This window comes from Pseudoflavonifractor sp. AF19-9AC (assembly GCF_003478995.1).
Taxonomy (GTDB): Bacteria; Bacillota; Clostridia; order Oscillospirales; family Oscillospiraceae; genus Lawsonibacter.
Genome location: NZ_QUGI01000002.1, coordinates 310,536 through 325,765 on the forward strand (window position 1 = coordinate 310,536; position 15,230 = coordinate 325,765).

Here is a 15,230-nt window from a genome sequence, read left to right on the forward strand (position 1 = left end):
CCCGCGTTTTTCCAGTTGCTTCCTTGCTGCTGAACTTCCATGGAGGGTCGGCGTAGATGACCCGGTACTTCTTTCTCGTGGTGGTGATGTCGACCCGCATGAAGCCCGCCCCCTTACATGCCGCTCTTGACCTGTTCCAGCTTCGCGAAGTCCAGCTCGTAGCCGAAGACGTCTTGCTGCTTCCAGGTAGCGCCGACCGCGTTGACGGTGTCCTCGCCGTACTTCTTGAGAGCCTCCTTCGAGACGTCCTCCTTGACGACGATGCAGTCCATCATCTGCCGGTTCTTGAGGCGGCGGATGATCTCCTCGATCTTCTCCTTCGCCCTGGGGAGGGACACGGAGGTCGAGAGCCGGAAGCCGACCTCGCCGAAGGTGAGGATCTTCGACTTCGCTTTCCCCATGTCCGCCCGGTGCTCGGTGACGAAGTCCTTGAGCTCGCGCTCGAGCTTGGCGATCCTGTCCTTGTGGGGCTTGCTCTGCTCCTCTGCGGCCTTCTTGGCCCCGAGGATCTGCTTGTTCATCTCGCCCTCAATGTCCTGGACGGCGAGCTGCGCTTCTGCAATCTGACGGAGGGCGTCGTTCGCGTCCTCCCAGGTCTTGACCCCGGAGGGTTCGACCACTCTTTTCCTTGCCATGTGTAGGCTCCTTCCTTTCTGTGCTTTTTGATATATGCCCGGGGAGTTGCCTCCCCGCTGCGGCTTGCTTCGGTGGCCTCCTCCGGCTCCTCTCCATCGTATAGGACGTAGGTCTTAGAGAGGAGCATATAGAGGCCGATCGGCCCGGTGAGGAGAGCGGCGGTCGCGTCGCTGTCCTCCGGCGTCTTCCCGCCTCGGGCCATGACCAGGATGAGGGCGGTGATCGCCAGCATAGCGAGACCCATGAGACGCTGCTTTCTCATTTTCATTGTCCCGGCCCCCTCCGTGTTAGAGCATCATGAGGCTCGAGGCTTGCTCGATGATCTTCACGGTGACGACTCTCTCACCGCGCTCCTCAAGGATGCGGGAGACGTTGGAGAGGGTTCGGTCGAGAAGTCGGAAGCATCCGGTCTGCATGTTGCAGGCCCGGGCCTTGAGCTCTACCATCGCGTCGGGAGCGACCTCGAAGCCCTCGAGGTAGCCCTCCACCTCCGAGGGGTCGAGCCCCTTGAGGGAGACGTAGAAGTCGACCCGGTTCGCCATGCGGACGAGATAGGTCTTGATCTGTGCCTCGAGCTTCGGTTCTCCGGCGATGACGAGCCCCACGTCGGATTGGTCGAAGATTGCCCGGAGGATCTCCATCTTCTTTTGGGTGTACTTCGAGACGAGCTTGTCCGCCTCGTCGATGATGAGGAGGTAGCCCTTGTTCGTGTTGAAGAAGTCCCGGATGCCGTTGACCCTGCGCCAGATAGTGCCGTAGCCGCTGGGGATGCCGAGGGCTTTCTCGATTGCCTCCACAAGATCGCGGCTGCTCATGGTGTCGTCGCACTCAATGTAGGCGACCCGGGGGAGCTTCGCGTACTGCCGGAGGGAGTAGGTCTTGCCGTAGCCGCTGCGGGCGACCACGATGCCGAGGCCGATGTACTCTTGACAGCTTTGACACACGCCGAGCACCTTGAGAGCGTCCCGGCTCTCATAGAAGACGGGCTTCCGTCCGGTCTTGCGTCCCGGCTCCGGGAGCTCCACGGCCTCGCCGGTGTGCTGGGCCAGCCAGTCCGCGAGGAGCTTCTCGATGGTGGAGATGTCCCCCTCGTACTTGCCGGAGAGGTAGCGGGAGATCGTCGGGCGGGAATAGCCCGGGATCTCGCTCGCCAGGGTGGCGATGCTGGTCTTCGAGGCTGCGAGGTAGTCGTTGATCTGCTCGGCAAGGGTCTTGCCGGTGGTGTAGGTTGTGGCCTGGGCCGCTGCTGCTGTGATTTCCATGTTGTTCCTCCTATTCGTTCATAGCCCTCAAGCGAGCGAGGGCGTCGTCTGCCTTCTTCCCGAGGAACTCGTCCCCGGATGCCTTCTTCCCGGTTTTCCGGCCCGCCGCCATCTCCGCCCGGAACTCCTTGTCGTTCGGGAGGGAGATGAGCTTCGAGGGCCGTTCCGCCTTGATGGTCAAGTCGATCATACCGACCGCCTCGGAGGGCCGTCCGCCCTCCTGGATGCGGGCCTCGTAGGGCCGCGTCATGCTGTCCAGGATCTCCCGCATTTCCTTCTCCTGCCGTTTCTGGTCGCGGAGGTGGCGCTCGAGCGCCGCTTGCGAACAGTGAGGCCCGAAGGCCAGCAGCTCGGCGGAGACGGCTTCGCATATCTTCCGGCCCTCCTGGTCGAAGACGTAGAGCTTCGTGACGTCGTCGATGTCCCACTTGATGCCGACATGCTTGCCGACGTAGTGGCAAAGCTCGTAGTCCGTGTAGAGGGTGCCGAACTTGTTGATCCCCTGGTTCGTCACGCGGGCGGTGTCGGCCTTCATGAGCAGCATCGCCGCATACTCGCGGGGCGGAGCTGCCTTCTCGTAGCGCTCGCCATTCTCAAAGAGAGAGATCGGCGTGATCCACTTCTCACCCGCGTCCTTGAGGCCCCGGTGCTCCCGGGTGTGGTACTTCTCGTTCTTCCACTTCGTCCACGCCTCGAAGAACTCCTCCATCGTCAGCAGCTCGCCGCGCTCGAGCATCCCGTCGATGTCCTTCTGCCGCTTGGCGTAGGTCTTGGAGCCGGTGAGGGTTCCCGTGTAGCTCTCGAACCATTTCGAGAACTTGGAACACACGGTCGAGAAGAAGCGCTCGATCGGCTTGTCCCACGGCTGATAGGGGAGCGACCGCCCGACCTCCTCGATGCCGATGCTCTGGTAGAAGCCCACGGTCTCGGCGTCGAACTCGAAGTCGATGTTCCGCTTCTTGCGGCTCTGTCCGGTCATGGTCTTCGCCGTGTAGTCCTTGCCGTTGTCGACGTGGAGGATGTGAGGGACGCCGCCCGGGTTGGAGTAGAGCATCTTGACGAGGCTCTCCTTTAGGGTCTGGTTGTTGGCGTCCACACAAGCGACGTCGCCCACGATCGCCCGGCTCCGCATGTCCATCCATGCGACGAGCTTCGGGCGGACGGCCTTGATCTTCCCGTTCGGGGCGACCCACTGAACCCAAAAGTCGAAGGTGTGCTCGTCGCCGACGACGTACTCCATGACCTTGAGGCTCGTCGCGTCGCGCTTGCCCTTGAGCATCTTCTTGTTCTTCCACTCCCGGGAGCCGTTGGCCGCGAGGTAGCGGGCCGACTCTCCGCCCCGGCTGTCCATGAGGTGCTTGATGTACCGGGCGACCGTCTTGATGCTGGGGTAGTTCTCCCAGCCCCGCCCCTCGGCGACCTCCTCGAACTTCTCGTAGAGCATTTCGATCGTTCCCAGGTTGGCCGCGAAGCGCCGGTCGAACCATATATTTTGAATGAGCGCCTTTTGCTCATCCGTGAGACTCGGGAAGGTGGCGGTCGCCTTCGGCTTCCGACACAAGGACAGCGCCCGGAAATAGTCCCGGCTCTGGCCGTCCTCCTTCTCCATCTTGAGGGCCCAGGCGTTCGCCTTGAGGATGTTGTCGACGTAGCGGTAGAGGGTCGGGAGACTCACTCCCAGGCCCAGCGCGTACCGCTCGGCGTAGGCCGTGCGGTCGGGGCCGTCGTAGTCGATGAAGTCTTGCACCCTCGCCGCCAGCTCGACGGCCTCATAGAACGCCTTCTTGTGCTGCTCGGTGTAGTGGTTGAGGTCGACGCCCACATACCAGGGCGCGGACTCTGTTCGCTTCTCTATGACGACATCCCTCCCGTCTATCTTCTGTGCCGCCCGCCACGCCTTCCGGCCCTTGGCTGTGAGGGAGTCGACGGAGACGAGCACCTGCTCCTTGCCGCCGTTCTCCTGGGGCTGCGTTCTGGTCTTGTACTGCTTGGGGTTGCGGGCTATGCGCTGGGCGAAAGTTCCGTACTTGACGCCCTCGAACTCCGCCGCCTCCTTCATGGTGATGAATACGTCCGGCACTCCTGTCCCTCCCTTCCTGGTGTTACGCTGCCGTTACCTTCTCGACCTTCCGGGGGTCGAGGTTGAGGGCCGCGATGATCGCCGGGAGGTACTTCTCGCCCGAGCGGACGCCGTAGAGAATGTAGCTTAGATACTGCGGCGACGTTCCGATCTCGGCGGCGAGCTGCGTCTTCGTCTTGTCCTGGTCAGTGAGCGCCTTGACGACGAGCTTCCCCAGGGGGCAAAGTTTACCGTTGCTTTTCACCGCTGTCCTCCTTCCTGTGTAGTGGTTCTTGGATTTACTTCCGGTTCCTCCATGCGGTCACGGCCAGCGCTCCCACGGCCAGCAGGGCCAGCAGGAGGCCCGGCGGGCCTACCCGGTCGGCGGCGATCCAGAACCCAGCCGCCGCCAGGAAACCCAGCCCCACCGCCGCCATGGAGGCGAGCAGCGTCGCCAGATAGTCCGCCGCGAAGCGCCGGGCCCGGGCGAGCCGCCGACCGCCCGCGAGGAGCCGTTCGAGCCGGGCCTCTCTCTCAAGCAATTTGAGAATGAGATCCAGCGCCGCGAGATCGGCTTCCGCCTTCCAGAACGCCGCCTCCTGCCCGGGCCGGGCCCGCATAGGGGCGCGGGGTTCTCCCGCCGCCCGCTTCTGCCGGAGCGCCTCATAGCGAAGGGCCTCGGCCCACGCCTGGGCGTCCCTGGTGCTCATCTTCGGCCTCACAGTTTCGCCTCCTTCCGGTACTGCTCGACGGCGTAGTTGTCTTCCATCATTTCCCCCAGCTCTCCAACCCGTTCCCGGAGTTCCTTCCGCAAGGCCAGCGCCGGGGCTCCGTAGGCGTCCAGGCTGTCCAGGGCGGCGTCCAGCTCCCGGGCCGCGTTGAAGATGTTGAGGTAGACCCGGCAATCGTTGGGCGGGCAGTTCTTGGACAGCGCCAGCCCCAGGGCGTAGATCTGCGCCGTCTCCCGGTGCCGCTTGAGATCCGGGTGAAGGTGCTCGAAGGTCTTCCGCTCCGCCGGAGCCGACCGGGCCTTGACCGCGTCCTCAATGGCTGCGGCGAAGGAGTCCCGCTCTCTCCCCGTGATGACCTGGACAGTCGCCAGCGCCCGGAGATAGGCCCGGGCCTCTGCGCCGACTCGGTCGGCCTCGGCGCTGCTCTCTCGGTCTCGGATGCGGTCGACGAGCCCATAGAGCGCCCCGAGGGCTTTCTCCCGAACTTGGAGATCCCGCCCGTCGGCCTCGTTCGCCAGTCGCTCGAGGGAGCACTCCTCACAAACCGCGTCGAGCTCCTCTTGCGTCATCTCCGGGCGGCGGTGCCGACAAAGCTCGTCGCACACATAGGAGAGGAGCTCCTCCGGCTTCTTGGGGAGCGGCCCCGGGGCATCCCCGAAGGTGTCCGGGAGGACGTAGCAGTCTTCCCGATCCAGGAGGCCAAGGTCGCGGAGGGCGACCTTGTAGCCGTAGAGCTCATGCGCTGCCGTGCGCTCGTCCACGTCCTTATAGTGGGGGCTCTCGACCTGCCCCCGGAGGACGGTCTCCCATCCGGCGATCATCTGCTGGGCGTCGACTTCCTCTTCCTCGGTGGTCTCGTCGGTCTCCTTGACGATCGTGACCTTGACCTCGGGTTCCTCGGCGTCGAGCTCCGACTCGAGGCCCCGGGCCAGCTCCACGGCCTCCTCCATGCTGCCCGCGTTGTCGTACTCCATCGCGCCCCGGTCGACGTCCAGGTTGCCGGTGTAGAGCTCGGCGTCGATGACGCCATACTCGCCGAGGGCCGTCCCCTCGTACTCCCGGAGCTCCCGGGCATTGAACTTGACGACGAGGTAGCCGTTGATCTTCTTCATCTTTCTCATGCTGCTGTTCCTTCCTTTCTGTGTGTGGGGGTCACTGTCCCAGGGGAGGGACGACCCGGATCGTGTCCGTGTGCTTGTGGAGGATGACGAGCTCCCCGTTCTGCTTCTGCTTCACGACGAGCCAGTTCTCCGGCGAGAGGCCCGCTTGTCCGAGCCGGATCTTCTGCTTCCTGGTTGGCTTCTTGCCGCGTCTCAAAGAGATCGCCTCCTTTGCGTTTCGGTGCGGTATATGGTAGAGTAAAAGCGGGCGGCGAGGGCTGCTCAAAATGAGGGAATTTTCCATTCGTAAGTACAAGACAATCATCCGCAAGGGCTCCGGCTCCGGTGCTGTTCCAGCAGCTCCGGCCCCAGGGCCCGGCCCCTTTTGCTATGCTTCGGTTTGCAAACTCTCGAAGCATCGGTGCTGCTCTTGCGGCGCTCCCATCCGTTCGGTGTCCATTCGTCGGGTGGTGCTTTGCCCTGTCTGTGGGTCGAGGAACAAATTGAAGTAAAGAGGGGGTGAACAGGCCCTCGCCGCTCGCTTTTACTCTACCGCCGCCTCCTTTGGTCTTTCCTTTTGGTGGGTGGTGTGCTATGCTTGATTTGCTTAAATTTTTAATCCTACTTCATTATAGTAGCCGTTCGGAGATTTGTCAATAGGAAAATCTCCATGTGGAGACTTTTCGAGGAGGTATATCATGTCTGACCTTGTGAATAGAATTGAGAAACGAATCAAAGAAAAAGGAACCAATTTCAAGCGCGTCGAGCAGGAATTGGGGCTCGGAAATGGTACAATAAAGCGATGGTCGACGCAAAGCCCGCGCCTTGACAAGCTGGTTCCGGTCGCCGAATATCTACAAGTGTCCCTTGACTATCTTGTCTTCGGTAGTAGCGTTTCGGAGACTTCGACGAATGGAGACCGACCGGATCTCGAGGCGGAGAAGGAGCGCCAGGGCCTCACCTGTGACGGCCTCCCGCTGTCCGAGGATGAGGTGGATCTCGTCGCCATGTACCGGCTCCTTCCGCCGTCCCATCGGGAGGAGATCTTCGACCTCGTCTACTTCAAGTACAAGCGCCACGTCGAGGAGAAAAAAGCATCTATCTACTCGACATATTTCGACGGGAGCGAGGACGAAGAAAGCGGCCCCGCTGGGAGCCGTGAGGCCCGCGACGGAACCGCCTAATTTTTTGTCCTGCCATGATTAAAAACTAAATCAAAATCATGTAGAATTGAGAATAGGGGGCGGAGGGGGCTCCGAACCCTTGAAAACCCCGGTATTACGGGCAATTCTACAATTCTACACGAGAATGTGGAAAATGTAGAATTGCTTTTCCGCATTTTCCCCCGGTTATGGCCCGGTCGCCGCCGTCGTCGTAACGCCTGGAATAACAGCTCGTAACGCCGCCGCGCCGCCGATCCACGCCGCCGAACCCCTGTTTTTGCCCCCCTGCCGTTAATTTATGCACGGATTAACGCCCCGTTTGCACAGCTCGCCCGCTTGCCTTCCGGGGCCGTCTCTGCTATACTGTGACCATGGGCCGCGAAGCCCGTCCTCTTTGTCTGCTGCTGTGACTTCCGGGACGGGCCGAGCGGCCCTCTTTTTGCCCTCAAATGCCCTTGTTTCAAGGGTTTCGCCCCGTTGTGGGTACGATATGCCCCAGCAGCGCCGCCGCCGTTGTAGGGCCTCCCAGGGCCTCCCAGGGCATGAAAAAAGGACGCCGACCGCGTCGACGCCCTCGTCTCAAGTTGTCTGATAGAGCCGGGCCGGATCAATGCCCTGTCCCGGGTGAAAATGCCCTGTTTCCCGCACAAATAGCGGGTTTTCTCGCGGTCTCCCGTCCTATCCCGGTTTATCCCGTGTTTCTCAAATACGTTGTCTCCGTACACAGCAGGAAGCAGTAGGGGGCGGCGATCAATCCGCAGACAAGAAGGCGGAGGTCTTTCTCCGATCCGGGCAGGAAATACCGCACAATGGCCCACAGGCAGATACAGCCCAGGATACCGTCTATCACCGCCGCTTTGAGGCAGTCGGAGGGGCGTGTGTTCTGATCGTTCAGCTTCATGGCGATGTTCCCCCATTTCGCTTATCGAACCGTTATTGTTGAAAATGTAAAGTCGGGATCGTCGGAAAATCCTCCCCCGTAGAAAACTTCATTTTTCTGACGAATGCCCACCTTGGGAGAATAATCTACATAGTTAAATTCAAGAGACACTCTCCAATAAAGGGTTTCCGCGCCACTGGCAATAATTTGCGCAATCAAACCCGCCGGAATATCATGTATACCATAGGCCAACAGCAACGCATGAATTGCAAATTCTCCTAGGTCGGCAATTGGAATTGTGTACTCAGTCGGATCGCTTAAAGATGGTTTCCAGTTGTCTTCTGAAGCGGCCATGGGTATTTGATTCCGTACTTCTTGACGGATTACATATCCCACAACCTGACCGTCAATCGAGATTGCGCCATTGGCATTGTCTCGTACAATCGTAGTAATTGTCCCGTCTACCTCTGTGGCGACAAAAATATCTTTGCTTCCATCCTCATAAACGGAAATACTTCCCACACCTTTTGTTGTTTCACCGCAGAACGTTTGGCCTTCTTCAGATACCACTGCTCCAACAGAGAAACTAGAAACAGAAACCATAACACTCAATGCCAAGCCAAAACAGTTCCTATAATACGTTTTAACATATTCCTTCCTCCTATTCAATGGTATTGGCAAAAATTCGCGCACTTTATTTACCGTACACTCTGCATTGGCCTGCTCCTTTCGTGCCCCCAATGGCGTGGGCTCACATTATGAATACAGTCAACGATAAGATGGAATGCTTTAATATTTCACTGTGCCTGTTACAGTTACAGTATAGGACGCATTATTGCGGATCGCCAGCGTGTATTGGCCTGTTTGGTTGACTTCAATAGACTCGTTGACACTTCCACTGGTACATTTGATAGAATAAAACAGACCGTTTGGGGCAATAAAGCCAAAATCAACACTGGCAGACTTAGGCGTATAGGTGCAATTATAACTAATAGTGTCGCCTGCAGCCAAATAAAACCCTTCTGCTGTTGTGACTGTGGATTTTGCTGGAATGCTTTGATCTATACGCCCGGAAACACGGAGAATAAACGTATCATCATCTGGAGTATGTACTGCACTCATAGGAGCAGCCATGCAGCCCAAGGTTAAGATGCTGGCTAACAGAAAAGCCCAAAGTTGTTTTTTCTTCAAGGATATTCCCGCCTTCCTACTGCAATTATTCCGGGGGCAATATGTCAAGCCCCCCGATGATAGGATTATCTATCACCTCGCCTTGCATTTCCGCTTGTGGGACAGGGCGCTCGCCCCGTTCGTAAAACACCAGAGCACCGATCAGGATCCCCGCCGCCAGTATCAGGGCGGCCGCCAGGACCAGCAGGCGCCGCCGCCCAAGCCCGTGGGGCGGTACCTGGGCGGTTCCAGTCTCCGGCGGCACCCATCCGTCGTTCAGCAGGGCGTCCGCCGGGACTTCCAGCGCCCGGCTCAGCTGGGCCAGGTTATCGCTGGAGGGAACGGCCAGACCGTTTTCCCACTTGGAGATGGTCTGCCGGGAGACGTGTATCTGTTCCGCCAGCGTTTCCTGTGAAATCCCCCGCTCCGTTCGGATGTGCTTCATCCGTTCTGCCAACTTCACTCTAACAGTCCTCTCTCGCTATTTCTATCAACTTCTCGTTCCATAGGCTGCTTTTGAAACAGAATTTCATGTCAACTTCTGTTTACATGGCCGTTTCCCGCCCGCGCGGAGCCATTGGACCTCCACACCATACGCTCCCCGCCGGAGAGACAAAACGCTCCCCCCGTGAGTGACAGTGAGGGAAACCACTGCGCTCACGGAGGGAGCGGATCCGGGACTCAGGGGAGAAGGCCCTTCCAGAGGATGGGCGGGCGTCCTTACAGGCTCTCCATCTCCTCCTGCTGCACCACCTTGATGCCGCGGGAGGCCAGAGCCGCGGCAGCCGCGGCTTCATCCTCCACCCGGAAGATCATATAGGCGTGGTCCACATCCTTGCCCCCCAGGAAGGCGTACATGTACTCCACGTTGACCCGGGCGTCGGTCAGCACCTGAAGTACCCGGTTCAGGCCGCCGGGGGTGTCGGGGATAGCCACCCCCAGCACAGGTGTAACGGAGTGGACGTAGCCGGCGTCCTTAAGAATGGTGGTGGCGGCGTAGACGTTGTCCACAATCATGCGCACGATGCCGAAGTCCTTGGTCTCGGCCAGGGACAGGGCGCGCATGTCCACCTTATTCTGGGCCAGCACCCCGGTCATGGCGTACAGGGCGCCGGGCTGGTTCTCCAAAAAGACGGAAATCTGCTTGATGCTCATGCAAGTCTCCTCCTTATCAAATTTTGCGCTTGTCGATGACGCGCACGGCCTTGCCCTCGCTGCGGACGATGGACTTGGGGGCCACCAGGGTGACCTTGGCGGCCAGGCCCAGCATGGAGCGCAGTCCGTCCACCAGCTCCTTCTGCCGGCGCTCGATCTCGCCCAGGTTGTCGGTGAACATCTCGGGGGTCATCTCCACCTGCACGTCCAGGGTATCGGTGGAGCGGACACGGTCCACGATAATCTGGTAGTTGGCGGGGTAGCCGTGGTTGAGGAGCACCGTCTCGATCTGGGAGGGGAAGACGTTGACGCCCCGGATAATGAGCATGTCGTCGGAGCGGCCCATGGGCTTGCACATCTTCACGTGGGTGCGGCCGCAGGAACACTTCCCCCGGGTGAGCATGCAGATGTCACGGGTGCGGTAGCGCAGCAGGGGGAAGGCCTCCTTGGTAATGGAGGTGAACACCAGCTCACCCTTGGAGCCCTCGGGCAGGACCTCGCCGGTCTCGGGATCGATGATCTCGGCAATAAAGTGGTCCTCGTTGATGTGCATGCCGTTCTGGGCGGAGCACTCAAAGGCCACGCCCGGACCGGACAGCTCGGTGAGGCCGTAGATGTCGTAGGCCTTGATGCCCAGGGTGTTCTGGATGTCCTGGCGCATCTCCTCGCTCCAGGCCTCGGCGCCGAAGATACCCGCCTTCAGGGGAATCTGGTCGGGGGTGAGGCCCATCTCCTTCATGGTCTCGCCCAGATAGGCGGCGTAGGAGGGGGTGCAGCAGAGGATGGTAGCAGAGAGGTCCCGAATGAACATGATCTGCCGCTCGGTGTTGCCCGAGGAGGTGGGGATGGTGAGGCAGCCCACCTTGTGGGAGCCGCCGTTCAGGCCGGGTCCGCCGGTGAAGAGGCCGTAGCCGTAGCTGATCTGGCACACATCCTCGTTGGTGCCGCCGGCGGCCACGATGGCCCGGGCGCAGCAGTCCTCCCACAAGTCGATGTCGTGCTGGGTGTAGAAGGCCACCACACGCTTGCCGGTGGTGCCGGAGGTGGATTGGATGCGGACGCAGTCCTTCAGGGGCCGGGCCACCAGGCCGTAGGGATAGGCCTCCCGCAGGTCGGCCTTGGTGACAAAGGGCAGCTTATGAAGGTCTGCCACACCCTTGATGTCGTCGGGGGTCAGGCCCTTCTCCTCCATCTTCTTGCGGTAGTAGGGCACGTTGTCCCACACGTTGCGCACCTGCTTTACCAGGCGCTCGTCCTGCCAGGCCTTGATCTGCTCCCGGGAGGCGCACTCAATTTCCGGCTGATAATACCGTTCCATCGGAATCATCCCTCTCTAAGAAAAAAGTTTTATGTTGCGAAGGGGTTGCATTCCCGGCGGTTCCCCGCTATAATAGGGCTCCGGGAATGAAGTTCTCCCTTGGGTAACCTAAACCGCTTTTGTAAGCTGATGACTTCTGCGATGACGACGTCGCGGGGGTATCAGCTTTTTTTGTGCCCTGCGCGGGGCCGTACACTCATTGGGAAAGGATCTGTTTGTATGCTCACATCCCTGGCCTATGTCTTTCTGGTGGGGCTGGCTGCCGCCGCCCTGTGCCAGAAACTCCGTCTGCCCCGCATCATCGGCATGCTGTTCACCGGCATTCTGTTGGGGCCCTATGTGCTCAATCTGCTGGACCCCTCTATCCTCTCTGTCTCCGCCGACCTGCGCCAACTGGCCCTGGTCATCATCCTCATGAAGGCGGGACTGTCCCTCAACCTGGGGGATTTGAAGCGGGTGGGCCGTCCGGCCCTGCTCATGTCCTGCCTGCCCGCCACCTTTGAGATTCTGGCCTATACTCTGCTGGCTCCGGTGATTTTCGGTGTCAGCTGGGTGGAGGGCGCCGTCATGGGGGCGGTGCTGGGGGCGGTGTCCCCGGCGGTGGTGGTCCCCCGGATGGTCACGTTGATGGACGGAGGCTGGGGGACGGAAAAGAGCATCCCCCAGATGATTCTGGCCGGGTCCTCCATGGACGACGTATATGTCATCGTCCTCTTCTCCACCTTCGTGGGAATGGCCCAGGGTGGAACCGTCTCCCTCAGCGCCTTTGCGGGCATCCCCATCTCCATCCTTCTGGGCATCGCCGTGGGCGCGGGCGTGGGCTGGCTGCTGGCCGTCTTCTTTGAGTACAACTACAACCACCAATCCCACATCCGCAACAGCACCAAGGTCATCATCCTCCTGGGCACTGCCTTCCTCCTCCTGGCGGTGGAGGACTGGCTGGAGGGGATGGTCCCCTTCTCCGGCATTCTGGCCGTCACCGCCATGGCCTGCGGCGTCCACCTCAAGTGCCCCCAGCCCGTGTCCGCCCGCCTGTCCGAGAAGTTCGGCAAGCTGTGGCTGGCGGCGGAGGTAGTCCTCTTCGTGCTGGTGGGTGCCGCGGTGGACATCCGCTACACCATGGAGGCCGGTCTGGGGGCCGTTCTCATCATCTTTGCCGCCCTGGCCATCCGGGCCGTGGGCGTCTCGCTGGCGGTGTCGGGCACCGACCTCACCGCCAAAGAGCGGCTCTTCTGCGTCATTGCCTATCTGCCCAAGGCCACCGTTCAGGCAGCCATCGGCTCTGTCCCCCTGGCCCTGGGGCTGCCCTGCGGCAATCTGGTGCTGTCCGTGGCCGTGCTGGCCATTCTTCTCACCGCGCCCCTGGGGGCCTTCGGCATGGACCACACCTACCGCCGGCTGCTCCGCCGGGCCGGGGAAGGGGAAGGCTGAGGCTCAGGCGTTCTTGCCCAGCTCAAAGGCCTTCTTGTTGAGCTCCAGGAACTTGGGGGGCACCATGGCCTCCAGGGACTTCTGCCAGGCCTCCTCGGGGAGGTCAAAGTAGTGGGACAGGCGTCCCATGAGGACGATGTTCACCGCCTTGCTGCTGCCCGCCTTCTCGGCCAGCTTCAGGCAGTCCAGGGCATCCACCTTGGCGCCGGCGGCCTTCATCTTCTCCACCAGGTTCTCGGGGTACTGGGCCGCCCCGGTGATGACGGGCATGGGGTCAATCTGCTGGGTGGAGGTGACGATCTGTCCGTCAGGCTTTAAGTACTCCAGCCAGCGGGCGGCCTCCAGCAGCTCGAAGGAGACAATGTAGTCGGCCTCGCCCTTGTCGATAACGGGGGAGTTCACCTTGTCTCCGTAGCGCACGTAGGTGACCACGCTGCCGCCCCGCTGGGACATGCCGTGGACCTCGGACACCTTCACGTCATAGCCCTGCTCCATGAGCAGGTGGCCCAGCAGCTTGCTGGCCAGCAGGGAGCCCTGGCCCCCCACGCCTACAATCATAATATTTTTCGTTTCCATGGCTTACTCCTCCTTGCCGGTGCTCTCAAAGGCACTCACGGGACACAGCTGCTCGCAGACGCCGCAGCCCACGCACAGGGTGTTGTCCACATGGGCCTTGCCCTCCTTGATGGAGATGGCGGGGCAGGCGATCTTCATGCAGCTCTTGCAGCCGATGCACTTGTCGGTGTTCACCTTCAGGGGCGCCTTGTGCTTGACGTACTTCAAGAGGGCGCAGGGCCGGCGGGAGATGATCACCGAGGGCTCCTTGGCCGCCAGTTCCTCCTTCACCGCCTGGTCGCAGGCCTTCAGGTCGTAGGGGTCCACCACACAGACGCGGTTAAAGCCCATGGCCCGGCACAGGGCCTCCAGGTCGATTTTGCCCGCCGGGTCGCCCTTGATGTTGTAGCCGGTGGTGGGGTTCTGCTGGTGGCCGGTCATGCCGGTGATGGAGTTGTCCAGGATGATGACGGTGGAGTTGGACTGGTTGTAGGCGATGTTGGCAAGGCCGGTCATGCCGGAGTGCATGAAGGTGGAGTCGCCGATGACGGCCACGGTCTTGCCCTCGCTCTCCTCACCCAGGGCCTTGTTGAAGCCGTGGACAGCGGAGATGGAAGCGCCCATGCACAATGTCATGTCCATGGCAGACAGGGGGGCCACGGCGCCCAGGGTGTAGCAGCCGATGTCGCCCAGGACGGTGCACTTATTCTTGTTCAGGGTGTAGAAGAGGCCGCGGTGGGGGCAGCCGGCGCACATGACGGGGGGACGGGGAGGAATGGCGTCGGCCAGGGCTTTGCCGGTATGTACCGTGCCGCCCAGCTTGGCAGCCACCAGATTCTGGGAGAACTCGCCCTCCATGGGCAGCACGTCCTTGCCGGCCACATCCAGGCCCAGACGGCGGCAGTGCTCCTCGATGATGGGGTCCAGCTCCTCCACCACCACCAGCTTGTCTACCTTGGCGGCGAAGTCCTGAATGAGCTTCACGGGCAGGGGATTGGCCATGCCCAGCTTGAGGACGGACACGCTGTCTCCGAACACTTCCTTCACGTACTGGTAGGAGGTGGAGGAGGTGATGATGCCAAGCTTGGTGCCGCCCATCTCCACACGGTTGATGGGTGCGGTCTCCGCCCACTCGATGAGCTTGCGGGTGCGCTCCTCCACCACGGGGTGGCGGCGGATGGCGTTGCCGGGCATCATGACGTACTTGGCGATGTTCTTCTCGTAGCTCTTCACGGGCACGGTGCGCTCGCCCAGCTCCACCAGGGACTGGGAGTGGGCCACACGGGTGCACATCTTCAGGATGACGGGGGTGTCAAACTTCTCGGAGAGCTCATAGGCCAGCTTGGCAAAGGCCAGGGCCTCGGCGGAGTCGGAGGGCTCCAGCATGGGCACCTTGGCGGCGATGGCGTGGCGGCGGGAGTCCTGCTCGTTCTGGGAGGAGTGCATCCCGGCGTCGTCGGCCACTCCGATGACCATACCGGCGTTAACGCCGGTGTAGGACATGGTAAAGAGGGGGTCGGCGGCCACGTTCAGGCCCACGTGCTTCATGCCGCAGAAGGAGCGCTTGCCGGCCAGGCACGCGCCGAAGGCAGCCTCCATGGCTACCTTCTCGTTGGGGGCCCACTCGCAGTAGATGTCGTCGTACTTGACGGCCTCCTCGGTAATTTCAGTGCTGGGGGTGCCGGGGTAGCTGGAGACGACACAGCATCCGGCCTCATACAGTCCCCGGGCAACGGCGGCGTTGCCCAACATCAGTTCTTTCATGGCTTT

17 protein-coding genes and 1 riboswitch are annotated in these 15,230 nt (G+C 61.0%); of the genes, 2 read left to right on the forward strand and 15 right to left on the reverse strand.

All coding sequences use genetic code 11. The annotated features are described in order from the left end of the window. Positions 1-113 precede the first annotated feature (113 nt). The 7 genes from DWX58_RS04360 to DWX58_RS15325 all read right to left on the reverse strand — a co-directional run bounded on the left by DWX58_RS04360 (position 114) and on the right by DWX58_RS15325 (position 6,005). Positions 114-635, reverse strand: a complete 522-nt coding sequence (locus tag DWX58_RS04360) for a host-nuclease inhibitor Gam family protein (RefSeq protein WP_110441517.1) — start codon at positions 633-635, stop codon at positions 114-116. Positions 636-923: 288 nt separating this feature from the next. Then, on the reverse strand, positions 924-1,898 hold the full coding sequence (locus DWX58_RS04365; RefSeq protein ID WP_118641751.1) for an AAA family ATPase: 975 nt from the start codon (positions 1,896-1,898) through the stop codon (positions 924-926). 10 nt (positions 1,899-1,908) lie between these two features. Continuing rightward, positions 1,909-3,978: a Mu transposase C-terminal domain-containing protein gene (locus tag DWX58_RS04370; protein ID WP_199648680.1), complete on the reverse strand. Its 2,070-nt coding sequence runs from the start codon at positions 3,976-3,978 to the stop codon at positions 1,909-1,911. Positions 3,979-4,000: 22 nt separating this feature from the next. Further along, positions 4,001-4,222 carry a helix-turn-helix transcriptional regulator gene (locus DWX58_RS04375; protein WP_021920678.1) on the reverse strand — a complete coding sequence of 74 codons (222 nt, stop codon included), beginning with the start codon at positions 4,220-4,222 and terminating at the stop codon, positions 4,001-4,003. 34 nt (positions 4,223-4,256) lie between these two features. Next, a complete protein-coding gene (locus DWX58_RS04380) occupies positions 4,257-4,667 on the reverse strand; it encodes a hypothetical protein (protein WP_147382234.1) in 411 nt (136 codons plus the stop codon). 8 nt (positions 4,668-4,675) lie between these two features. Beyond that, the gene (locus tag DWX58_RS04385; protein WP_118641753.1) at positions 4,676-5,809 is read right to left on the reverse strand and encodes a hypothetical protein; all 1,134 of its coding nucleotides are present in this window, start codon (positions 5,807-5,809) and stop codon (positions 4,676-4,678) included. A 31-nt stretch (positions 5,810-5,840) separates the two neighbouring features. Continuing rightward, a complete protein-coding gene (locus DWX58_RS15325) occupies positions 5,841-6,005 on the reverse strand; it encodes a hypothetical protein (protein ID WP_021920682.1) in 165 nt (54 codons plus the stop codon). 481 nt (positions 6,006-6,486) lie between these two features. Between DWX58_RS15325 and DWX58_RS04390 the strand changes: the two genes are divergently transcribed. Beyond that, positions 6,487-6,972: a helix-turn-helix domain-containing protein gene (locus DWX58_RS04390; RefSeq protein ID WP_118641754.1), complete on the forward strand. Its 486-nt coding sequence runs from the start codon at positions 6,487-6,489 to the stop codon at positions 6,970-6,972. A 667-nt stretch (positions 6,973-7,639) separates the two neighbouring features. Here the strand turns inward: DWX58_RS04390 and DWX58_RS04395 are convergent. The 6 genes from DWX58_RS04395 to DWX58_RS04415 form a co-directional block, all read right to left on the reverse strand. After that, the gene (locus DWX58_RS04395; protein WP_118641755.1) at positions 7,640-7,852 is read right to left on the reverse strand and encodes a hypothetical protein; all 213 of its coding nucleotides are present in this window, start codon (positions 7,850-7,852) and stop codon (positions 7,640-7,642) included. Positions 7,853-7,873: 21 nt separating this feature from the next. Further along, complete coding sequence (locus DWX58_RS04400; RefSeq protein WP_147382235.1) at positions 7,874-8,449, reverse strand: hypothetical protein; 576 nt, start codon at positions 8,447-8,449, stop codon at positions 7,874-7,876. A gap of 171 nt (positions 8,450-8,620) precedes the next feature. Continuing rightward, positions 8,621-9,022 (reverse strand): hypothetical protein, encoded by a 402-nt coding sequence (locus DWX58_RS15100; protein ID WP_147382236.1) that lies wholly within the window; start codon positions 9,020-9,022, stop codon positions 8,621-8,623. A 25-nt stretch (positions 9,023-9,047) separates the two neighbouring features. Further along, complete coding sequence (locus tag DWX58_RS04405) at positions 9,048-9,464, reverse strand: helix-turn-helix transcriptional regulator (RefSeq protein WP_243093254.1); 417 nt, start codon at positions 9,462-9,464, stop codon at positions 9,048-9,050. Positions 9,465-9,721: 257 nt separating this feature from the next. After that, positions 9,722-10,156, reverse strand: a complete 435-nt coding sequence (locus DWX58_RS04410) for an ACT domain-containing protein (RefSeq protein ID WP_118641757.1) — start codon at positions 10,154-10,156, stop codon at positions 9,722-9,724. 16 nt (positions 10,157-10,172) lie between these two features. Next, positions 10,173-11,474: a phenylacetate--CoA ligase gene (locus DWX58_RS04415; RefSeq protein WP_118641758.1), complete on the reverse strand. Its 1,302-nt coding sequence runs from the start codon at positions 11,472-11,474 to the stop codon at positions 10,173-10,175. Positions 11,475-11,547: 73 nt separating this feature from the next. Further along, a riboswitch (Fluoride riboswitch) is annotated at positions 11,548-11,620 on the forward strand. A gap of 73 nt (positions 11,621-11,693) precedes the next feature. On the opposite strand from DWX58_RS04415, the gene DWX58_RS04420 reads away from it, so the two are divergent. After that, a complete protein-coding gene (locus DWX58_RS04420; RefSeq protein ID WP_118641759.1) occupies positions 11,694-12,905 on the forward strand; it encodes a cation:proton antiporter in 1,212 nt (403 codons plus the stop codon). A 3-nt stretch (positions 12,906-12,908) separates the two neighbouring features. Here the strand turns inward: DWX58_RS04420 and DWX58_RS04425 are convergent, their stop codons facing one another. Next, complete coding sequence (locus DWX58_RS04425; protein ID WP_118641760.1) at positions 12,909-13,481, reverse strand: indolepyruvate oxidoreductase subunit beta; 573 nt, start codon at positions 13,479-13,481, stop codon at positions 12,909-12,911. Positions 13,482-13,484: 3 nt separating this feature from the next. After that, complete coding sequence (gene iorA / locus DWX58_RS04430) at positions 13,485-15,224, reverse strand: indolepyruvate ferredoxin oxidoreductase subunit alpha (RefSeq protein ID WP_118641761.1); 1,740 nt, start codon at positions 15,222-15,224, stop codon at positions 13,485-13,487. Between the last annotated feature and the right edge of the window lie 6 nt (positions 15,225-15,230).